The organism is Pseudomonas sp. R3-56 (assembly GCF_051132075.1).
Classification (GTDB): domain Bacteria; phylum Pseudomonadota; class Gammaproteobacteria; order Pseudomonadales; family Pseudomonadaceae; genus Aquipseudomonas.
Genome location: NZ_CP071657.1, coordinates 4,554,978 through 4,575,102, shown reverse-complemented (window position 1 = coordinate 4,575,102; position 20,125 = coordinate 4,554,978). Strand labels below are relative to the sequence as shown.

The 20,125-nt window shown below is 62.0% G+C and carries 18 protein-coding genes and 1 pseudogene; 7 read left to right on the top strand and 12 right to left on the bottom strand.

Features of this window, described 5'->3' with window-relative positions:
* The first annotated feature begins 9 nt into the window (after positions 1-9).
* From J3P96_RS20735 to J3P96_RS20720, 4 genes are all read left to right on the top strand, one after another.
* The gene (locus J3P96_RS20735; protein ID WP_434653284.1) at positions 10-1,833 is read left to right on the top strand and encodes a long-chain-acyl-CoA synthetase; all 1,824 of its coding nucleotides are present in this window, start codon (positions 10-12) and stop codon (positions 1,831-1,833) included.
* A 93-nt stretch (positions 1,834-1,926) separates the two neighbouring features.
* On the top strand, positions 1,927-2,445 hold the full coding sequence (locus tag J3P96_RS20730) for an ankyrin repeat domain-containing protein (RefSeq protein WP_305496129.1): 519 nt from the start codon (positions 1,927-1,929) through the stop codon (positions 2,443-2,445).
* A 90-nt stretch (positions 2,446-2,535) separates the two neighbouring features.
* Positions 2,536-3,066 carry a hypothetical protein gene (locus J3P96_RS20725; RefSeq protein WP_434653282.1) on the top strand — a complete coding sequence of 177 codons (531 nt, stop codon included), beginning with the start codon at positions 2,536-2,538 and terminating at the stop codon, positions 3,064-3,066.
* Between the two features lie 70 nt (positions 3,067-3,136).
* Positions 3,137-3,328 carry a PLDc N-terminal domain-containing protein gene (locus J3P96_RS20720; RefSeq protein ID WP_053149901.1) on the top strand — a complete coding sequence of 64 codons (192 nt, stop codon included), beginning with the start codon at positions 3,137-3,139 and terminating at the stop codon, positions 3,326-3,328.
* 61 nt (positions 3,329-3,389) lie between these two features.
* Here J3P96_RS20720 and J3P96_RS20715 read toward each other — a convergent pair whose 3' ends face one another.
* From J3P96_RS20715 to gcl, 9 genes are all read right to left on the bottom strand, one after another.
* The gene (locus tag J3P96_RS20715; protein ID WP_434653280.1) at positions 3,390-4,589 is read right to left on the bottom strand and encodes an MFS transporter; all 1,200 of its coding nucleotides are present in this window, start codon (positions 4,587-4,589) and stop codon (positions 3,390-3,392) included.
* Positions 4,590-4,842: 253 nt separating this feature from the next.
* Entirely contained in the window at positions 4,843-5,841 is a 999-nt protein-coding gene (locus J3P96_RS20710; RefSeq protein ID WP_434569423.1) for a sulfate ABC transporter substrate-binding protein, read from the bottom strand.
* Between the two features lie 93 nt (positions 5,842-5,934).
* Positions 5,935-6,759 carry an ion transporter gene (locus J3P96_RS20705; RefSeq protein WP_434569422.1) on the bottom strand — a complete coding sequence of 275 codons (825 nt, stop codon included), beginning with the start codon at positions 6,757-6,759 and terminating at the stop codon, positions 5,935-5,937.
* A gap of 21 nt (positions 6,760-6,780) precedes the next feature.
* Positions 6,781-7,692: an urea transporter gene (locus tag J3P96_RS20700; protein WP_434653277.1), complete on the bottom strand. Its 912-nt coding sequence runs from the start codon at positions 7,690-7,692 to the stop codon at positions 6,781-6,783.
* Positions 7,693-7,813: 121 nt separating this feature from the next.
* Entirely contained in the window at positions 7,814-9,229 is a 1,416-nt protein-coding gene (gene pyk, locus J3P96_RS20695) for a pyruvate kinase (RefSeq protein WP_434569420.1), read from the bottom strand.
* On the bottom strand, positions 9,219-10,499 hold the full coding sequence (locus tag J3P96_RS20690) for a glycerate kinase type-2 family protein (protein ID WP_434653275.1): 1,281 nt from the start codon (positions 10,497-10,499) through the stop codon (positions 9,219-9,221). The genes pyk and J3P96_RS20690 overlap by 11 nt, the downstream gene beginning before the upstream one ends.
* A gap of 148 nt (positions 10,500-10,647) precedes the next feature.
* Entirely contained in the window at positions 10,648-11,538 is an 891-nt protein-coding gene (locus tag J3P96_RS20685) for a 2-hydroxy-3-oxopropionate reductase (protein ID WP_434653273.1), read from the bottom strand.
* A gap of 165 nt (positions 11,539-11,703) precedes the next feature.
* On the bottom strand, positions 11,704-12,486 hold the full coding sequence (gene hyi / locus J3P96_RS20680) for a hydroxypyruvate isomerase (RefSeq protein WP_434653271.1): 783 nt from the start codon (positions 12,484-12,486) through the stop codon (positions 11,704-11,706).
* A gap of 127 nt (positions 12,487-12,613) precedes the next feature.
* A complete protein-coding gene (gene gcl, locus J3P96_RS20675) occupies positions 12,614-14,389 on the bottom strand; it encodes a glyoxylate carboligase (protein WP_305496119.1) in 1,776 nt (591 codons plus the stop codon).
* 268 nt (positions 14,390-14,657) lie between these two features.
* Here gcl and J3P96_RS20670 point away from each other — a divergent pair, with 268 nt between their 5' ends.
* Together J3P96_RS20670 and J3P96_RS20665 are read left to right on the top strand one after the other, a co-directional pair.
* Positions 14,658-15,098 carry a GlcG/HbpS family heme-binding protein gene (locus tag J3P96_RS20670; RefSeq protein WP_434653269.1) on the top strand — a complete coding sequence of 147 codons (441 nt, stop codon included), beginning with the start codon at positions 14,658-14,660 and terminating at the stop codon, positions 15,096-15,098.
* Between the two features lie 209 nt (positions 15,099-15,307).
* Positions 15,308-15,766, top strand: a pseudogene (locus tag J3P96_RS20665) (REP-associated tyrosine transposase).
* Between the two features lie 128 nt (positions 15,767-15,894).
* Here the strand turns inward: J3P96_RS20665 and J3P96_RS20660 are convergent.
* Complete coding sequence (locus J3P96_RS20660; protein WP_305496116.1) at positions 15,895-16,500, bottom strand: TetR/AcrR family transcriptional regulator; 606 nt, start codon at positions 16,498-16,500, stop codon at positions 15,895-15,897.
* Positions 16,501-16,631: 131 nt separating this feature from the next.
* Here J3P96_RS20660 and J3P96_RS20655 point away from each other — a divergent pair, with 131 nt between their 5' ends.
* Positions 16,632-17,546, top strand: a complete 915-nt coding sequence (locus tag J3P96_RS20655; RefSeq protein ID WP_434653267.1) for a DUF808 domain-containing protein — start codon at positions 16,632-16,634, stop codon at positions 17,544-17,546.
* Positions 17,547-17,677: 131 nt separating this feature from the next.
* Here J3P96_RS20655 and J3P96_RS20650 read toward each other — a convergent pair whose 3' ends face one another.
* Complete coding sequence (locus J3P96_RS20650; RefSeq protein ID WP_434653265.1) at positions 17,678-18,466, bottom strand: MlaA family lipoprotein; 789 nt, start codon at positions 18,464-18,466, stop codon at positions 17,678-17,680.
* Positions 18,459-19,757: a serine/threonine protein kinase gene (locus J3P96_RS20645; protein WP_434653263.1), complete on the bottom strand. Its 1,299-nt coding sequence runs from the start codon at positions 19,755-19,757 to the stop codon at positions 18,459-18,461. Before J3P96_RS20645 ends, J3P96_RS20650 begins: the two co-directional genes overlap by 8 nt.
* Positions 19,758-20,125: the final 368 nt, after the last annotated feature.

Sequence of the window (20,125 nt, the reverse complement as noted above, 5' to 3'; positions counted from 1 at the left end):
GGATCGTCCATGAGTCGTACACCCAGCGACGCTATTACCTGGGGCATGATGCTGCGCAAACTGCCCGTCATCGCCAAAGTTGTTCCGCGAATCATCAAAGGCCTGAAACTCGCCAACGTCCAGGACCCCACCCAGCCTTGCGGCCTTGGTTGGTGTTTCGAACAGGCCACGCAACGCAATCCCCTCGGCCCGGCGCTGCTCTGCGGCGACACGGTGCTGTCTTATGCACAGGTCAATGAACAGGCCAATCGCATTGCCCATTACTTGCTGGCGCAAGGTATTGGCAAGGGCGACTGCGTGGCGATTGTTCTGGAAAACCGCCCGCAGTTGCTGATTACGGTGTTGGCGGTGGCGAAGGTCGGGGCGGTGAGCGCGATGATCAATACATCGCAAACCGGAGACGCCCTGGTGCACAGCCTGGCGCTGGTCGCGCCGGTGGCGGTGGTGGTCGGGGATGAACGGGTCGCTGTCTTCAACGACGTGCGCGGCCGAACGGCGCTGGCGGATGCGCGGACCTGGTGGGTTGCCGACCAGGACAGTGGCGCGGTTCCGTGCGGATTCGTCGACCTGATGGTCGGCAGCGAGGATTACCCAGGCGATAACCCGCTTGGCAGACAGGTGTTTTTCAACGATCCCTGTTTTTATCTCTACACCTCGGGCACCACCGGGTTACCCAAGGCCGGCGTATTCCGCCATGGACGCTGGATGCGCACCTCCACCAGTTTTGGCCTGATCGCCCTGGACATGCAGCCCGATGACGTCGTTTATTGCACGCTGCCGCTGTATCACGCCACCGGCCTGTGTGTTTGCTGGGGCGCGGCAGTTTGCGGTGCCTCGGGGTTCGCCATCCGCCGCAAGTTCAGCGCCAGCCAATTCTGGAGCGACGTGCGTCGCTACCGGGCGACCACGTTGGGTTATGTCGGCGAACTGTGTCGCTACCTGATCGAGCAGCCCGCCAGCGCCGACGACCGGCGGCATGAGGTCCGGAAGATGATCGGCAACGGCTTGCGCCCGGGCGCCTGGCTGGCCTTCAAGACCCGCTTCGGGATTGGCCATATCTGTGAATTGTATACGGCCAGCGACGGCAATATCGGCTTCACCAACATCCTGAATTTCGATAATACGGTCGGGTTTTCCCTGATGGGTTGGGAACTGGTGCAGTACGACCATGACAGCGGCGCGCCGTTGCGCAACCTGCAAGGGCGCATGCAGAAAGTCCCCAAGGGCGAGCCGGGCCTGCTGCTGGCGCGCATCGACGACAAGGCGCCGCTGGATGGCTACACCGATCCGGCCAAGACCGAAAAAACCGTCTGCCGAGACGTCTTCGTCCCAGGCGATCGTTATTTCAACACCGGCGACCTGCTGCGCAATATCGGCTTCGGCCACGGGCAGTTCGTTGATCGCCTCGGCGACACCTATCGCTGGAAAGGCGAAAACGTCTCCACCACCGAAGTCGAAAACGTGCTCCTGCAACATCCACAGATCGCCGAGGCGGTGGCCTACGGCGTGGAGATCACCGGCACCAACGGCCGCGCCGGGATGGCCGCGATCACCCCGGCCGAGTCCCTCGCGACCCTGGATTTCAACGAGCTGCTGCAATTTCTGCAAGGCAAGCTGCCGGCCTACGCGGTGCCGCTGTTCCTGCGGATCAAGGTGAAGATGGAAACGACCGGCACGTTCAAGTATCAGAAAACCCGCCTCAAGGCCGAAGCCTTTGACCCCTGCCTCACGGGCGAGGAACCGATCTACGCCTGGCTCCCCGACACCTCGACCTACGTGCGGGTGGACCGCCAACTGGCGACGCTGATCCAGGGTGGGCAGTACCGCTATTGATTGTGGCTATGGCTCTTGCAGAGAAAAAAGGGATGACAGGCTATGAGTCCCTCGGGAAACTAGCGGCTTTGCAAAAGCCAGAGGAAGTTGTCCATGTCCGATACAAGCCGCCAGATGACCCCGGAAGAGGCTGCGGAGTTTGCCGAGCAGGTATTCAACGTCGCTCGTCAGGGCGATGCCGCGATGATGGCCGCGCTGTTGAGCAAGGGCCTGCCACCGAACCTGCGCAATCACAAGGGCGACACCTTGCTGATGCTGGCCGCGTACCACGGGCACGTGGAGACGGTAAAAGTGCTGCTGGAGAATAAGGCCGATCCGGAAATCCGCAACGACAACGGCCAGAGCCCGATTGCCGGTGCGGCGTTCAAGGGCGATCTGGCGGTGGTTTCGGCCCTCGTCGATGGCGGCGCGCAAGTCGAAGGCTCCTCGTTCGATGGCCGCACGGCGCTGATGATGGCGGCGATGTTCAACCGGGTGGAAATAGTCGATTACCTGATCAGCAAAGGCGCCGACCCGAAGGCCAAGGATGCCAACGGCGTGTCGGCGCTGGACGCGGCCAGGACCATGGGCGCGGTGGACACCACGGCGCAGCTGGAAAAGTTGTTGGGCTGAAGCCTGGCTCCCTGGCCACAGGGTTCCTGACTTGACCTGGGGTGATGCGCTATCCTGCGCGCCAGAAAATTCAGCCACAGGATCCGCCCCATGAAAGCCGCACTCGTCGAACTCATCAGCAAAATCAGCTCCGGCTGCCTGGGCGAGGCGGACATCGAGAAAATCGCCGACGAAGCGGCCCAGGCCTACGCCGACCCGGTGACGTTCCTGGCGGCGAACCCGGACATCAACTATGACGACAGCTTCCCGATCCCGCTGGGGGAGTGGGTGGTGGTAGGCAGTCTGCCGGACACCGTGCTGTTCCAGGCCGACTCCTACGTCGACCTGTTCGAGCAGATCGTCGCCTCGTTCGGCCCTGGCGTCGCGTTCAACCTCAAGCCCAAGCAACTGGCGAAGACCGAGGCGCTGACCGCGCTCAATCGTATCCAGATCCAGATGAGCAGCCTGAACAAGGAGAGCGGCGGCTACGTGCTGATGAACTTCAGCCAGTTGCTCGACGATGAATTGCAGATGGTGCTGGTGTACGGCAACGACGTGCCGCGTGTGCTGGAACTGTGTGGCGAAGTCGGCATCGCCACGGCCCCCGCCCTGGAAGCGCTCAAGATCGCGGTTCACGTCTGAAACAATAAACGGAACCCTTGCCCGGACCCCGCTATCCTAAGTGTGCATACCACCATTCGGGAGCGACACCATGGGTTCCACTTTCAACGGCCTGATTGGCCTGATCATCCTGGCGCTCGATATCTGGGCGATCATCAATGTGCTCAAGAGTGGCGCGGGCACCGGGGCGAAAGTCCTGTGGGTGCTGCTGATTCTCCTGCTGCCGGTGTTGGGCCTGATTATCTGGGCGATTGCCGGGCCGCGGGGCAACGTGCGGGTCTGACCGCTCCATGTAAAAAGCCCGACAGGTCCTGGCCGGTCGGGCTTTTTTTTGCTCGACGGTATCAGGCCGTCGCCAGCGAAGCCTTCTTCGAAGCACTCAGGAAACGCAACAGGGCCAGCAACGGGAGGGCGCTGCCGACGATCACTACCCACAGCCAGCCGCCATGCTCGTAGACGGCGCTGGCGATGGACGAACCGAAAGCGCCGCCAACAAAGATGCTGGTCATGTACAGCGCGTTCAGGCGGCTGCGGCTTTTTGCGTCAAGGGCGTAGATGGTGCGCTGGCCCAGGACCATGTTCATCTGCACGCAGAAATCCAGGACCACGCCGGTCACCGCGAGGCCGATCACGCTATAAGCGGGATGGATGAATGCCGGCAGGAAACTCAGGCTGGCGAATAGCATGGCCAGCAGCGAAGCAATTCGGGTGTGGCCGGCGTCCGCCAGGCGGCCGGCAATCGGCGCGGCGACGGCACCGATGGCGCCGACCAGCGCAAACAGCGCGATTTCAGTCTGGGACAGGCCATGGTTGCGCGACAGCTCCAGGGGGACGGCGGTCCAGAACAGGCTGAACGTGGCAAACATGCACGCCTGGTACAAAGCCCGCTGGCGCAACTGCGGCTGCTGGCGTAACAGGGTGCCGAGCGAGCCCAGCAGTTGCGCGTAGGAGGCGCGGTGCTCGGGCTGGCGCTTGGGCACGGTGAATGCCAGGACGATGCTGATTGCCGCCATCAACGCGGCGGCGATCATGAACATCGCCCGCCAGCCAAGGTGATCGGCGACGAGGCTGGACACCGGGCGCGCCAGCAGGATCCCCAACAGCAGGCCGCCCATGATCCCGCCCACGACCCGTCCCCGGGATTCTTCCGGTGCCAGGTGCGCGGCCAGCGGAATCAGCACTTGCACCGAGACGGAACTGAACCCCACCAGCAATGACACCAGCAGGAACACGTTCGACTGCTCGGTAAACGCCGCGCCCAGCAGGCTGGCGATTGCCACCACGGTGGTGAGGATCATCAAGCGCCGGTTTTCCAGCAAATCCCCCAGCGGCACCAGGAAAAACAGGCCCAGGGCGTAGCCGATCTGGGTCAGCGAGACGATCAGGCTGGCCATGGTGCTGGACAGGCCGACGTCGGGCGCGATCAGTTCGATGATGGGTTGGGCGTAGTAGATATTGGCAACGATGGCGCCGCAGCAGAAGGCAAACAGCAGGACCATGCCTCGGGTCAGGGCAGCGGGCGAGGCGGGTGAATGAGCACTCATGGCAATCTCATCGATCGATTGAAAGGGATGGCGAGAGGCTAAAGACTTGCAGGGCTCTGGAACAGGGCTTGGGGTTGATAGCAGTCATGCCTGCGGTTGATGGTAGAAGGCGCCAGAGGGAATGTGAAAGTGCTCTTGTGGCGAGGGAGCTTGCTCCCGCTCGGTTGCTCGGCAACCGCCTGAATGGGGCTGCTACGCAGCCCAGCGGGAGCAAGCTCCCTCGCCACAGGACCGCGTTCAGCTCACTATTGCCTTATTGCCCGCTATAGATCTGGTCAAAAATCCCACCATCGTTGAAATGGGTCTTCTGCACGGTGCGCCAGTCGCCGAAGGTTTTTTCCACCGAGAGGAAATCCACTTTCGGGAAACGGTCGGTGTATTTGGCCAGCACCGCCGGGTCGCGAGGGCGCAGGTAGTTGGCGGCGGCAATTTCCTGGCCTTCGGGCGACCACAGGTATTTGAGGTACTCCTCGGCAGCGGCGCGGGAACCTTTCTTCTCGACGACTTTATCCACAACGCTCACCGGTGGCTCGGCTTCGGCGGAGACGCTTGGGTAGACCACTTCGAACTGGTCGCGACCGAATTCACGGGCGATCATTTCCGCTTCGTTCTCAAAGGTCACCAGCACATCGCCGATCTGGTTGGTCATGAACGTAGTCGTCGCGGCACGACCGCCGGTGTCCAGCACGGGGGCCTGCTTGAACAGCTTGCCGACGAAATCCTTGGCCTTGTTCTCATCGCCGCCATTCTTCAGCACATAGCCCCAGGCCGAAAGATAGGTATAGCGGCCGTTGCCCGAGGTTTTCGGGTTGGGCACGATCACTTGCACGCCGTCCTTGAGCAGGTCCGGCCAGTCCTTCAGCGCTTTCGGATTGCCCTTGCGCACGATAAACACGGTGGCCGAGGTGAACGGCGCGCTGTTGTTCGGCAGGCGGGTGACCCAGTTATCCGGAACCAGCTTGCCGTTGTCGGCCAAGGCATTGATGTCAGTCGCCATGTTCATGGTGATGACATCCGCTGGCAACCCATCGATTACCGAGCGCGCCTGCTTGCTCGAACCGCCAAAGGACATTTGCACGGTGATGCTTTCGTTGTGCTCGGCCTGCCAGTGTTTCTGGAACGCGGCGTTGTAGTCCTTATAGAAATCCCGCATCACGTCGTAGGAAACGTTGAGCAGAGTCGGGGCGGCGTGGGCCAGGCTGCCGAACGCCAGGCCGGCGGCGAGGAGGGAGGCGCCAAAGAAATTCTTCACTGCGAGGTCCTTTTTATTGGCAAGGGATGCGGGCGATAAGCCAGCACCCTAGCGTTTAGCTTATAGGTCATCAAGAATTAAAAAGTGCTTTGCTTATTCCAATTTTTTAAACAGTGCGTTACCGCAACGAGAACAGAATGCAGCGCCATGTTCGTGGTTGTTTTTGCTGCACACCGGGCAATTGTGCTTGAGCTGGTCACCGCGCATGGCGGTGGCGAGTTCCGCAGTGAAGATACCCGTCGGCACGGCGATGATCGAGTAGCCGGTAATCATCACCAGGGACGAAACCACTTGGCCCAGCGGCGTCTTCGGCACGATGTCGCCGAAGCCTACGGTGGTCAATGTCACGATAGCCCAATAGATGCCCTTGGGAATGCTGGTGAAACCATGCTCGGGGCCTTCGATGACATACATCAGGGTGCCAAACACCGTCACCAGCGTCGACACGCTGACCAGGAACACGATGATTTTCTGCTTGCTGCCGCGCAGTGCGGCCAATAGATAGTTGGCCTGCTTGAGGTAGGGGCTGAGCTTGAGAACGCGGAAAATCCTTAGCATGCGGATGATCCGTACGATCAGCAGGTACTGGGCATCGCTGTAGTACAACGCGAGGATGCCCGGCACGATCGCCAGCAGATCCACCAGGCCATAAAAGCTGAACGCATAGCGCAGCGGCTTGGGCGAGCAGTACAGGCGCAGGCCGTATTCAACGATGAAAATCAACGTGAAACCCCACTCGATGTAGGCCAGCAGGGCTGCGTAGTTCTTGTGCACGCTGTCGATGCTGTCAAGCATCACGATCACCAGGCTCGCAAGGATGATCAACAGCAGCGTGCTGTCGAAGCGCCGGCCGGCCACCGTGTCGGTCTGGAAAATGATCACGTAGAGGCGTTCACGCCAGTTGTTGTTGCTGTCCATAACCTTCGCCTGAACCAATGATCAGCCCAGCCTAGGGTGATTGCCCCGCAGAGTGCAAGGCGCGATGTCGAGACAGCCTGGGTGCCAAAGCCGCGCGGTGGCATGCACCAGCCAGCACGCGAGAATGAAAGGCGCCGTCAGCGGCGCCGCGCCCAGCGCCGCGAAACCCGGTGCGAGAAGGACCGCCAGCAGCACGCCCGCCAGCGGCTGCCATGGCCCGCGTGTGTGTTGGCCGAGGGCCAGGGCCGCTAACGCCGGGTTGTAGCCGCCCAGGCCGGACAAGGCGTGCGGGCAATCGTGCAGCCAGGCGAAGGCAAAGCCTGCGACGGAACCGAACAGCGCCCAGCCGGCGGCGCGACGGTTGGCGATCAGCAGGCCGATGGTGATCAGCACACCAGCCAGGGGCTGGTCGAGAAACATGACCTGGCCCAGGCCGTTCAGCGGGGCAAGCAACAGGTTGGGGAGTGTCTGCTCCAGTGCAGCGGGCAAGGGCGCAGGCGGGGCGAGACCCAGCAGCAACCAGCCGAGCCCGACGAAAGGCGCGGTGTAGGCGGGCAGGCAGCGTGGGCCTCGGGTGCGCTTGAGCCACTGTTGGGTGAGCATTGCGCTGAGGCCGCCAGCGGCGATGATCAATGGCGGCAACAGGGCTGACCAAGGCAATACCAGGCTCAGCAGCAAACCCAGCAGGATGCCGTTATAACTGAACAGCCCGGCCTGCCGATCCTCCTTGGCATAACCACGCCGTTGGGCCGTCAGCAATCCGGCCACGCCGCCCAGGAGCGCGCCGCCGAACAACGCTGGCGCGGTGAGCAGAATCGCCAAGAGACAGAACAGGCCGCACAGGGGATGGCGCTGGAGGAAGATCTGGCTGAAGCCGTTGAGCAGGGCGGTGGCCCAGTCTGGGCAGTGGGAGGATGAAGAATGGTTGGGCATATGGGTCAGGGATAAGGGAACACTGTGGCGAGGGAGCTTGCTCCCGCTCGGTTGCGTAGCGACCGCAAAAAAAGGGGCCGCTACGCGACCCAGCGGGAGCAAGCTCCCTCGCCACGGAAAATCAGAGGAGGGTCTCGATACGCAGCGAGTTGGTCGACCCCGGCTGCCCGAACGGCACGCCGGCGGTAATCAGCAGGGTGTCGCCACGCTGGGCCATGCCCTGGGCCTGGGCGATTTCCAGCGCGGTGGAACACACTTCGTCCACCTGCCGCAGCCGATCGTTGACCACCGAATGCACGCCCCACGCGACGGTCAGGCGACGGGCCGCCTGCAGGTTGGGCGTCAGGTTGAGGATCGGCACCGTCGGCCGTTCCCGCGCCGCCCTCAGGCTGGAGCTGCCCGACTCGCTGTAGTTGACCAGCACCGCCACGGGCAGCACGTTGCTGATCCGGCGGATCGCGCAACTGATGGCGTCCGACACCGTGGCCTCGGCTTTCGGTCGGCTGACGTCGAGTTGTGCCTGGTAGTCCGGGCCGTTTTCCACCTGGCGGATGATCTTGCTCATCATCTGCACGGCTTCGAGGGGATAGTCGCCCGAGGCGGTTTCCGCCGACAACATCACCGCGTCGGCACCCTCGGCCACGGCGTTGGCGACATCGGTGACTTCGGCGCGGGTCGGCGCCGGGGAGAAGCGCATCGACTCAAGCATCTGTGTCGCCACCACCACCGGTTTGCCGAGGGCGCGGCAGGTGCCGATGATGTTTTTCTGAATCTGCGGCACGCTCTCGGCCGGCACCTCGACGCCCAGGTCACCTCGGGCAACCATGATCGCGTCGCTCAGTTCGGCGATTTCCCGCAGTTGGGCGACGGCCGAGGGCTTCTCGATCTTGGCCATCAGGAACGCCTTGTCGCCGATCAGCGCGCGGGCTTCGCGGATGTCCTCGGCACGCTGGACGAACGACAGCGCCACCCAGTCCACGCCCAGCTCCAGGCCGAAGCTCAGGTCGCGGCGGTCCTTGGCGGTCAGCGGGCTCAGGTCGAGCACGGCCTGGGGCACGTTCACGCCCTTGCGGTCCGACAGTTCGCCACCGTTGAGCACCTCGGTATCGATGGCGTCGGTGTGTCTGGCGGTTACCCGCAGGCGCAGCTTGCCGTCATCGAGCAGCAAGTCCATGCCCGGCTCCAGCGCGGCGATGATTTCCGGGTGGGGCAGGTTGACCCGACGCTGATCGCCCGGCGTCGGGTCCAGGTCCAGACGCAAGGCTTGACCGCGCTGCAACAGCACCTTGCCATCGGCGAACTTGCCGACCCGCAGTTTTGGTCCCTGCAGGTCCATCAGGATGCCCAGCGGGTAATTGAGCTGCTGCTCGACTTCGCGGATCCACTGGTAGCGCTGGGCGTGGTCGGCGTGGTCGCCGTGGCTGAAGTTCAGGCGAAAGATGTTCACCCCGGCCTGCACCAGTTCGCGGATGTCGTCGATTCCACGTGTGGCGGGGCCGAGTGTCGCGAGGATCTTGACCTTCTTGTCAGGCGTCATTTTTCGGGTTCTCGAGGATCAGGATGGCGCGAAAATCGTTGACGTTGGTGCGGGTCGGCTCGGTGACGATCAACCCGTCCAGCGCGGCGAAGTAGCCGTAGCCGTTGTTGTTATCCAGTTCATCGCTGGCGTTCAGGCCCAGCTCGGTGGCGCGGCGATAGCTGTCCGGGGTCATGATGGCGCCGGCGTTGTCTTCGGAGCCGTCGATGCCGTCGGTGTCGCCCGCCAGTGCATAGATGCCGGGGTGCCCCTTGAGGCTGTCGGTCAGGCTCAGCAGGAACTCGGCGTTGCGCCCGCCACGGCCATTGCCGCGCACGGTGACCGTGGTTTCGCCGCCGGAGAGGATCACGCACGGCGCAGCCAAGGGCTGGCCGTGGAGGGCGATTTGCCGGGCGATGCCGGCGTGGACCTTCGCCACGTCCCGGGATTCGCCTTCCAGGTCACCGAGGATCAATGGGCTGAAACCGGCCTGGCGAGCCTTCACCGCTGCGGCTTCGAGGGATTGCTGAGGACGGGCGATGAGCTGGAAATGACTGCGCGCCAGGCTCGGGTCGCCGGGCTTGATGGTCTCCGATTCCGGACTTTGCAGCCAGGTGCGCACCGAGGCCGGGATCTCGATGCCGTAGCGCTTGAGAATCGCCAGCGCGTCGACCGAAGTGCTGGGGTCGGCCACGGTAGGGCCGGAGGCGATGACCGTGGCAAGATCGCCGGGCACATCGGAAATCGCGTAGGTGTAGACGGTCGCCGGCCAGCAGGCCTTGCCTAGTCGGCCACCCTTGATCGCCGAGAGGTGCTTGCGCACGCAATTCATCTCGCCAATGGTGGCGCCAGACTTGAGCAGGGCCTTGTTGATCGATTGCTTGTCGGCCAGGGTGATGCCCGCCGCCGGCAAGGCCAGCAACGCCGAGCCCCCACCGGACAGCAGGAAGATCACCCGGTCGTCTTCGTTGAGGTTGCTGACGAGTTCGAGCACCCGTCCGGCCACTTCCAGGCCAGCGGCGTCCGGTACTGGATGAGCGGCCTCGACCACTTCGATTTTCTCGCAGGGCGCGCCATGGCCGTAGCGGGTCACCACCAGGCCGCTGACTTCGCCGCGCCAGCAGCGCTCGACCACTCGCGCCATGGCCGCGGCGGCCTTGCCGGCACCAATGACGATCACCCGACCGCTGCGGTCAGCGGGCAGGTACTGTTCGAGGACGTGCTGCGGATGGGCCGCGTCGATGGCCGTGGCAAACAGCTCGCGCAGCAATTGTTGCGGATCGACCGACATGGCGGGCTCCCGATTTTTATTATTGGCTGAGGCGACTCGGTTACCTGTGGGAGCGAGCCTGCTCGCGAAGGCGGTGTGTCAGTCAACGCTTGATTGGCAGATTGACCGCCTTCGCGAGCGGGCTCGCTCCCACAGGGTGTCGGCTATGTCAGTTATCGCGAATCGAGAAATTGGCCATATGCTCCAGCCCCTTGATCAGCGCCGAGTGGTCCCAATTGCTGCCACCCATGGCCGCGCAGGTGCTGAACACTTGTTGGGCGTTGGCGGTGTTGGGCAGGTTGATGTTCAGCTCCCTGGCGCCTTGCAGGGCCAGGTTCAGGTCCTTCTGGTGCAGGCTGATGCGGAAGCCCGGGTCGAAGGTGCCCTTGATCATGCGCTCGCCGTGCACTTCGAGGATCTTCGACGAGGCGAAACCACCCATCAGCGCTTCACGGACCTTGGCCGGGTCGGCGCCGTTCTTCGAGGCGAACAGCAGGGCCTCGGCCACGGCCTGGATGTTCAGCGCGACGATGATCTGGTTCGCCACCTTGGCGGTCTGGCCATCGCCGTTGCCGCCCACCAGGGTGATGTTCTTGCCCATCGCCTGGAACAGTGGCAGCGCGCGCTCGAACGCGGCGCTGTCGCCACCGACCATGATGCTCAGGGTCGCGGCCTTGGCGCCGACTTCACCGCCCGATACAGGGGCGTCGAGGTACTGCGCGCCTTTTTCATTGATCTTCGCCGCGAACGCCTTGGTGGCGGTGGGGGAGATCGAACTCATATCGATCACCACCTTGCCCGCGCCCACGCCGGCCGCTACGCCGTCGGCGCGCAACAGCACGTCCTCGACCTGTGGGGTATCCGGGACCATGACGATGATGAACTCGGCCTCCTGGGCGACTTCCTTCGGGTTGGCCAGCGCCACCGCGCCGCCTGCCACGAGGTCGGCCGGGGCAGCGTCGTGATGCTGGGTCAGGAACAGGCTGTGACCGGCCTTTTGCAGGTTCAGTGCCATGGGGTGGCCCATGATGCCGGTGCCGATGAATCCTATTTTAGCCATGTGGAAAATCCTCTCTTGTTTAAGATGCCCCGCGGACTCTGTGGCGAGGGAGCTTGCTCCCGCTGGGCCGCGAAGCGGCCCCAGAAATCCATCGGTGAAAAAAACATGCGTCTGCTTCGCAGCCGAGCGGGAGCAAGCTCCCTCGCCACAAAAGCTCGTGTCAGGTCAGATCGCGTTATGGGTCTTCAGCCAGCCCAAGCCTGCTTCGGTCGTGGTGAGCGGCTTGTATTCGCAGCCGACCCAACCCTGATAGCCGATACGATCCAGGTGTTCGAACAGGAAGCGGTAGTTGATCTCGCCGGTGCCGGGCTCGTTGCGGCCCGGGTTGTCCGCCAGTTGCACATGGTTGATCTCGCCCAGATGCGCCGACAGCGTCCGGGCCAGGTCGCCTTCCATGATTTGCATGTGATAGATGTCGTATTGCAGGAACAGGTTGGCGCTGCCCACCTGTTCGCGGATCGACAGGGCCTGGGCGGTGTTGTTCAGGAAGAAACCCGGGATGTCGCGGGTGTTGATGGCTTCCATCACCAGCTTGATGCCGGCGCCCTGGAGCTTTTCGGCGGCGTACTTCAGGTTGGCGACGAAGGTTTTTTCCGCCAGCGCTTCGTCGCACTTCTGCGAACGGATCCCGGCCAGGCAATTGACCTGGGTGTTGCCCAACACCTTGGCATAGGCAATCGCCAGGTCGACCCCGGCACGGAATTCCTCGACCCGGTCCGGCAGGCAGGCGATGCCGCGCTCACCGTTGGCCCAGTCGCCGGCCGGCAGGTTGAACAGCACCTGGGTCAGGCCATTGGCGTCGAGCAGGGCCTTGAGTTCGGCGGAGCTGTAGTCGTAGGGGAACAGGTACTCGACACCACTGAAACCGGCCTTGGCGGCCGCTTCGAAACGGGCGAAAAAATCCTGCTCGGTAAACAGCATGGACAGGTTGGCGGCGAAACGCGGCATGGTGGTCTCCTGTAAAAAGTTGGCAGGTCCTTGTGGGAGCGAGCCTGCTCGCGAAAGCGGTATGTCAGTCAACATTCAATAAAGGGTAGATCGCCTTCGCGAGCAGGCTCGCTCCCACAGGAGGAGGTCAGTCGAGCAATGAAATCGCGGTGGGTGCATCGTTGCCCACCAGCGCCAGGTCTTCAAATTCATTGACGGCGTTGATCTCGGTGCCCATGGAAATGTTGGTCACCCGCTCAAGGATGATCTCGACGATCACTGGCACCCTGAACTCTTCGATCATCTCCTGGGCCTTGCGCAGCGCTGGCTGGATACCTGACGGCTCGAACACCCGCAATGCCTTGCAACCCAGGCCCTCGGCCACGGCGACGTGGTCCACGCCATAACCGTTGAGCTCCGGGGCGTTGAGGTTGTCGAACGACAGCTGCACGCAGTAGTCCATGTCGAAGCCGCGCTGAGCCTGGCGGATCAAGCCCAGGTAGGAGTTGTTCACCACGACGTGGATGTAGGGCAGCTTGAATTGTGCGCCCACCGCCAGTTCTTCGATCATGAACTGGAAATCATAGTCGCCCGACAGCGCCACGACCTTGCGATCCGGATCGGCCTTGACCACTCCCAGCGCGGCCGGAATGGTCCAGCCCAGGGGACCGGCCTGGCCGCAGTTGATCCAGTGGCGTGGTTTGTAGACGTGGAGGAACTGCGCCCCGGCGATCTGTGACAGACCGATGGTGCTGACATAGCAGGTGTCCTTGCCGAACACCTGGTTCATTTCCTCGTAGACGCGCTGCGGCTTCACCGGCACGTTGTCGAAATGGGTCTTGCGCTGCAGGCTGGCCTTGCGTTGCTGGCAATCCTGAAGCCAGGCGCTGCGGTTCTTCAGCTTGCCGGCGGCTTGCCATTCGCGGGCCACTTCGATGAACACGGTCAGGGCCGAGGCTGCGTCGGAAACGATACCCAGGTCGGGGGTGAATACCCGGCCGATCTGGGTCGGTTCGATGTCGACGTGAATGAACGTGCGGCCTTCGGTATAGACGTCCACCGAACCGGTGTGGCGGTTGGCCCAACGGTTGCCGACGCCCAGCACCACGTCCGACTTGAGCAAGGTGGCGTTGCCGTAGCGGTGCGAGGTTTGCAGGCCGACCATGCCGACCATCAACGGATGATCGTCCGGGATCGTGCCCCAGCCCATCAAGGTCGGGATCACCGGGATGCCGGTGAGCTCGGCAAACTCCACCAGCAAATCGCTGGCATCGGCATTGATGATGCCTCCACCCGCCACCAGCAATGGGCGCTCGGCCTGATTCAGCATCGCCAGGGCCTTCTCGATCTGCACCCGGTTGGCGGCCGGCTTGGCCAGGGGCAGCGGCTGATAGGCGTCGATGTCGAATTCGATTTCGGCCATCTGCACGTCAAACGGCAAGTCGATCAGCACCGGGCCCGGACGGCCGGAGCGCATCTCGAAGAAAGCCTTCTGAAAGGCGTAGGGCACCTGTCCCGGCTCCAGCACCGTAGTCGCCCATTTGGTCACGGGCTTGACGATACTGGTGATATCCACCGCCTGGAAATCTTCCTTGTGCATGCGGGCGCGGGGCGCTTGCCCGGTGATGCACAGGATCGGAATCGAGTCGGCCGAAGCGCTGTAGAGGCCAGTGACCATGTCAGTGCCCGCCGGCCCCGAAGTACCGATGCACACGCCGATGTTGCCGGCCTTGGTCCGGGTGTAGCCCTCGGCCATGTGCGAGGCGCCTTCAACGTGGCGAGCGAGGACATGATCGATGCCGCCAACCTTTTGCAGGGCAGAGTACAGCGGGTTGATCGCGGCACCCGGGATGCCGAAGGCGGTGTCCACGCCTTCACGGCGCATCACCAGGACGGCGGCTTCGATTGCTCTCATTTTGCTCATTGTTTTGTGCCTCTTACGTTTTGTAATTGTATACAAGTGGCTTTGCGGCAGAGTGTATTCATGGCGAATGGCGCAGGTCAATCCCTTTCCTCAAGCACGCGTTTAATTCGTTGGGAACCTGATTCTGCTGCGGCCTTTTGTCGCTAAAGCTGCTTTGCGTAAATTATTGTATACAAAAATATATATTGTTGTGTTCTATTTGTGGTGTTCGGTTTTGCTGAAAGTGAAGCCGCCAAGGCTTTCCCATAACAAAAGAAGGACAGCACCCATGAGCGTTCTAACCTTGAAAGTTGCCGTCAACCTGGCGGGACAAGCACTGGCCGCAGGCCGTGAGGTCAATGCAGCCCCCTTGACCGTCGCGGTCCTGGACAGCGGCGGACACCTGGTGGCCTTGCAGCGTGAAGACGGCGCCAGCCTGCTACGCCCGCAAATCGCCATCGGCAAGGCCTGGGGCGCCATCGCCCTGGGCAAAGGCTCACGCCTGCTGGCCCAGGACGCCCAGCAGCGCCCGGCGTTCTTTGCCGCTTTGAACGGCATGGGGCAAGGCAGCGTCGTGCCGGCGCCGGGCGGAGTGTTGATCAGGGATCAGGACGGGAGGGTGATAGGGGCGATTGGTGTCAGCGGGGATGTTTCGGATGTGGATGAGCAGGTGGCGGTGAAGGCGGTGGAGGTTTCGGGGTTGAGGGCGGATACGGGGGTGGTTGTTTGATTATGTAGTGACTGGACTGGCGCCATCGCGAGCAAGCTCGCTCCCACAGGGTTGGGTGTTGGACACATAATTTAAGAAATGCGCAAATCCAATGTGGGAGCGAGCTTGCTCGCGATGACGATCTACCCGACACATCCTGCGAAGAGTCTGCCCGGCGTTCAAAATCCACTGGCCTAGCCTTTGATGACCTGATCATTGGAGGCGCAGGAATGTCTGACCTACCCGCTTCACACCGCTTGCGAACCGGCCGCTACGGTGAGTTGAATCGAATCTATTTATTGACCACTAACACGGCTGATCGAAAGCCCGTCTTCCATGATTTCGCTTTAGGCAGATTGGTCGTTGAACAATTTCGATGTGCTGAGGATAAACGATGGGCAAAGTCATTAGCCTGGGTGGTCATGCCGGACCATTTTCATTAGCTGGTTGAGTTGCAACAAAGCTCACTGAACGAGCTGATGCAAAAGACCAAGTCCTTGAGCGCTCGGGCAGTAAACATATCCACCGGCTATAGAGGCAGCCTTTGGCAGCCGGGATACCATGACCGAGCATTGAGGCAGGAGGATGGATTGATAGTTATGGCGCGCTATGTCGTCGCCAACCCACTGCGGGCAGGCCTGGTGAAGCGGCTTGGCGACTATCCGCTGTGGGATGCCATCTGGCTTTGACTTGAAACCGAGTGGTCTTCATCGCGAGCAAGCTCGCTCCCACAGGGTTTTGTGGTGAATACAGTCTCTGCTGGCAACCTGGATTCCTGTGGAAGCGAGCTTGCTCGCGATAAGGGCAACCCGGTCTATCAGCCCACCTCACACCCCTTCAAAACCAACCGGATAATCGTCTGCGCCGCGGCTTCGTAATCCGCTTCGTCGAGCTTGGCCTTGCCGGTCACGGCGCTGATCTGCCAGTCGAAATCGGCGTAGGTCTGGGTGGCGGCCCAGATGCTGAACATCAGGTGGTTGGGGTCGATGGGGGCGATTTGGCCGCGGTCGATCCAGGTCTGGATGCAGTCGATGTTGTGCCGGGCCTGGGCGTTGAGTTGTTCGACCAGGTCGGCGCTGAGGTGCGGGGCGCCGTGCATGATTTCACTGGCGAAGACTTTCGAGGCGAAGGGCAGGTCGCGGGAGATGCGGATCTTGGAGCGGATGTAGTGGCTCAATACTTCGCCCGGCTCGCCGTCAGCGTTGAAGGGCGTGGAGGCCTGGAGGATCGGCTCGATGATGCTTTCCAGGACCTCGCGGTAGAGGTTCTCCTTGGATTTGAAGTAATAGTAGACGTTGGGTTTGGGCAGGCCCGCCTTGGCCGCGATGTCGCTGGTTTTGGTCGCGGCGAAGCCCTTGTCGGCAAACTCTTCGCTGGCGGCACGCAGGATCAGTTCTTTGTTGCGCTCGCGGATAGTGCTCATAAACCCTGGGGTTCCTTGCCGGTTCTGGCGGTGGCGCATGGTAGCACCGGCCTCGCGGGCCGCTCAAGAATGCCCCAAGGCGGCGCCGCTCGCGGTATGCTGCGCAGCATTATTGTTCAAGGAGCCCCTCCATGGCTGGAAGCAGTTTGCTGGCTTTGATCGACGACATCGCCACCGTGCTCGACGATGTGGCGCTGATGACCAAGATGGCCGCCAAGAAAACCGCCGGCGTGCTCGGCGACGACCTGGCGCTCAATGCCCAGCAAGTCTCTGGTGTGCGGGCCGAGCGGGAGCTGCCGGTGGTCTGGGCGGTGGCCAAGGGTTCCTTCATCAACAAGCTGATCCTGGTGCCGTCGGCGCTGGCAATCAGTGCCTTCGTGCCTTGGCTGGTGACACCCCTGTTGATGGTGGGCGGTGCCTACCTGTGTTTCGAGGGGTTCGAAAAACTCGCCCACAAGTTCCTTCACAGCAAGGCTGAAGACCAGGCCGGGCATGCGCAACTGGTGGAGGCGGTGGCCGACCCGGCGGTGGACCTGGTGGCCTTCGAAAAGGACAAGATCAAAGGCGCGGTTCGCACCGACTTCATTCTCTCGGCGGAAATCATCGCCATCACCCTCGGCACTGTCGCCGATGCGCCGCTGACCCAGCAGGTTATCGTGCTGTCGGGCATTGCGATTGTCATGACTGTCGGCGTGTACGGCCTGGTGGCGGGGATCGTCAAGCTCGATGACCTGGGCTTGTGGCTGACCCAAAAGCCTGGCCAGGCCGCCAAAAGCATCGGCGGCGCCATCCTGCGCGCCGCGCCCTACATGATGAAAAGCCTGTCGGTGATCGGTACGGCAGCGATGTTCCTGGTGGGCGGCGGCATCCTGACCCATGGCGTACCGGCGGTGCATCACTGGATCGAAGGCGTGGCGGCTGGTGCCGGCGGCGCCGGGTTTATCGTGCCGATGCTGCTCAATGCGGTGGCGGGGATTGTCGCGGGTGCGGCCGTGTTGGCGGGTGTGCTCGTCGTGGGCAAAATCTGGAAAGCGCTGAAAGGCTGAGTCTGCCAACGCATTACAACTGTGGGAGCGAGCCTGCTCGCATAGCGGCCTGTCAGGCAACATTAATGTTGAATGTCAGGCCGCATTCGCGAGCAGGCTCGCTCCCACAGTGGTTTTATGGTTGCCGAAAGTTACTCGGCGATCTGCAACTTGCGCGACTCGGTGTACACGTACCGCACCTTCTCATACTCGAACGGCGAGTTCAGCTGCCCGTAGCGGAAGCTGGTCTGGTAGCGCCTGTCCACGCCGCGCAACAGCAGCAGTTCCGGGTGGTTGGAGCTGACCTCCGAGACGTTCAGGAAGTTGATCGCCGATTCCGCGGTGTAGTCCACCAGCAGGCCCGACGTGTCGCGCAGGTTCGAAGGACCGAAGATCGGCAGCACGAAATACGCGCCGCCGGGCACACCATAGAAACCCAGGGTCTGGCCGAAGTCCTCGCTTTGGCGCGGCAGGCCCATGGCCGTGGCCGGGTCCCAGAGGCCGGCGATGCCTACGGTGGTATTGAGGAGCAGGCGCGCCGTGGTCTCCATCGAACGCTTGCCCTTCAATTGCAGCAGGCTGTTCATCAGGTTCGGCACGTCGCCCAGGTTGTTGAAGAAATTGCTGACGCCGGTGCGCACGAAGCTCGGAGTGACGTAGCGATAGCCGTCGACGATGGGCAGGAAGACCCATTCGTCAAAGCGGTAGTTGAAGTGGTAGACGCGGCGGTTCCACGATTCCAGCGGGTCATAGACGTTCAAGGCGTTGAGCGTCGAGCGTTCGAATTCGCGCTGGTCTAGGCCGGGGTTGAACTTGAGTTTGGTCAGCGGCTCCTTGAAGCCGTCCGAATCCACCACCACGGGCGCATTGGCCTTGCTGTCATCGGCGTGGACCATGCCCGCGCTCATTAACGCGGCGATAAGCAGGAGGTATTTAGCCACGGAAGAACTCCAGCATGGCGTCGCTGTTGACGCGATAGTTAAGGTTGCCGCAATGGCCGCCCAGTGGATAAACGGTCAGGCGGTCGCCAAAAGTCTTGCGCAGGAAGCCGAGGTCGCCCGGGCCGAGAATCACATCGTCGGCGTTGTGCATCACCGCGATTTTCGTGCTGGCCTGCAGATAATCCTTCAGCGCGTAGAGACTGACCTGGTCGACCAGTTGCAACAGGCTGCCGCCGTCTGTGCGAGCACGCCACATCGGGATCACCTGTTCGGTGAGGTAGCAGTCGAAATCGCATTGCAGCGCGCGCTTGAGGAACGGCGTCAGGCTGGTGCTTTCAGTGATCGGGAACTTCGGCGGGATGATCAGGCCGCGACGGTTGATCAGGTCTGAGGTAAAGGCGATGTCGGCCGCGGAGAAACGGAACGAGGTGCCGATCAGCATCGCCATCTGCTCGTTGCTCAGGTGTTGCTTGGACTGCTGGAAGTCATAGAGCAGGGCGTCGTTGAGGTCGATGTAGCCTTTCTGCTGGAAGTAGCGGGTCAGCTTGTTCAGCACCAGTTCATAGAATGTCGTGGTGCTGTTGATGCCCTTGACCTCGGTCTGGACCAGCTTGTCCAGGTTGGTGATCGAGGTGTAGAGGTTCACTGGCGGGTTCAGCAACAGGACTTTCTTGAAGTTGAAACTGCGCCGGGTCTCGTCCAGGTGCGCAACGAAGGCCGCGTCCAGGGCGCCGAGGCTGTAGCCGGTCAGGTAGTACTCGGTGACGGGCACTTTCGGATTTTGCGCGCGCACGGCCTGCATCACGCGGTACATGTCTTCGGCGTCTTCCTTGGTGATGCCTGGCGTGGCGAAGCGCGAAGCGGCACTCATGAAATCGAAACTGGTGGGCGAGGACAACTGCACCACGTGGTAGCCGGCCTTGTAGTAGAGGCGCTTCAAATACTCATTGAGCGTGCTGTCATACCGCGCGCCGGTGCCGGCGATCAGGAAGATCAGCGGCGCGGGTTTGTCCTGGGTAGCCATGCGGTAGGTGAGGCTTTTCACCGGCCAGAAATTGTCCGGCAGGATGAATTCGCGCTCCGGACGCAGGGTCAGGCTCTGGTCCGACTGGTTGATGTCCTCATTGAGCGGCAGCTCCGGGCGCAGGTCCGGCGGCGTGGTGGCAATGGTCGCCTCGAACGGGTTGGTCAAGGGATAGCCATAGCTGGCGGCGTCGACATCCACCGCCAGCGCGGACGCACTCAGGATAAGGCCGCCGGCGAAGGCAGCGAAGCGCAAGGAACGGAGCATGTCTGGATCCCTTAGAGGAAGGTGCCGAATGAAGTTCGCAGCCTATGACCACCGAAGTGAAGCCAAGTGCCATGACGGCTGCAAAACAAGCGCGGACGGGTCGCGATAGTAGCGGGACGATACACGTTGAGGCGTGTTGACCGCTAGTGACCTGGCGGCTCGCCTGGTTCAGGCATGCAAGATTTGATCGAAATCCGCGGTCTGAAACGCCCGGGATGGCTTGCTGGCTTTCTGATGTCGTTTCTCGCTGCCTCAGGGTCGCAGACAGAGCAGGTTCCAGATCGGCGCAGGTTGATGATCAGCCTGTCAGTACTCCACTGGCGTTCGAACCGGTTTGCAGGTGAGCGTGATGGGGGCGCTGTGCACCA

Excerpts from the sequence above, each read along its gene's own strand:
- J3P96_RS20735 (WP_434653284.1), top strand. The coding sequence starts at position 10 with ATGAGTCGTACACCCAGCGACGCTATTACCTGGGGCATGATGCTGCGC.
- J3P96_RS20730 (WP_305496129.1), top strand. The coding sequence starts at position 1,927 with ATGTCCGATACAAGCCGCCAGATGACCCCGGAAGAGGCTGCGGAGTTT.
- J3P96_RS20725 (WP_434653282.1), top strand. The coding sequence starts at position 2,536 with ATGAAAGCCGCACTCGTCGAACTCATCAGCAAAATCAGCTCCGGCTGC.
- J3P96_RS20720 (WP_053149901.1), top strand. The coding sequence starts at position 3,137 with ATGGGTTCCACTTTCAACGGCCTGATTGGCCTGATCATCCTGGCGCTC.
- J3P96_RS20715 (WP_434653280.1), bottom strand. The coding sequence starts at position 4,589 with ATGAGTGCTCATTCACCCGCCTCGCCCGCTGCCCTGACCCGAGGCATG.
- J3P96_RS20705 (WP_434569422.1), bottom strand. The coding sequence starts at position 6,759 with ATGGACAGCAACAACAACTGGCGTGAACGCCTCTACGTGATCATTTTC.
- J3P96_RS20700 (WP_434653277.1), bottom strand. The coding sequence starts at position 7,692 with ATGCCCAACCATTCTTCATCCTCCCACTGCCCAGACTGGGCCACCGCC.
- pyk (WP_434569420.1), bottom strand. The coding sequence starts at position 9,229 with ATGACGCCTGACAAGAAGGTCAAGATCCTCGCGACACTCGGCCCCGCC.
- J3P96_RS20690 (WP_434653275.1), bottom strand. The coding sequence starts at position 10,499 with ATGTCGGTCGATCCGCAACAATTGCTGCGCGAGCTGTTTGCCACGGCC.
- J3P96_RS20685 (WP_434653273.1), bottom strand. The coding sequence starts at position 11,538 with ATGGCTAAAATAGGATTCATCGGCACCGGCATCATGGGCCACCCCATG.
- hyi (WP_434653271.1), bottom strand. The coding sequence starts at position 12,486 with ATGCCGCGTTTCGCCGCCAACCTGTCCATGCTGTTTACCGAGCAGGAT.
- gcl (WP_305496119.1), bottom strand. The coding sequence starts at position 14,389 with ATGAGCAAAATGAGAGCAATCGAAGCCGCCGTCCTGGTGATGCGCCGT.
- J3P96_RS20670 (WP_434653269.1), top strand. The coding sequence starts at position 14,658 with ATGAGCGTTCTAACCTTGAAAGTTGCCGTCAACCTGGCGGGACAAGCA.
- J3P96_RS20660 (WP_305496116.1), bottom strand. The coding sequence starts at position 16,500 with ATGAGCACTATCCGCGAGCGCAACAAAGAACTGATCCTGCGTGCCGCC.
- J3P96_RS20655 (WP_434653267.1), top strand. The coding sequence starts at position 16,632 with ATGGCTGGAAGCAGTTTGCTGGCTTTGATCGACGACATCGCCACCGTG.
- J3P96_RS20645 (WP_434653263.1), bottom strand. The coding sequence starts at position 19,757 with ATGCTCCGTTCCTTGCGCTTCGCTGCCTTCGCCGGCGGCCTTATCCTG.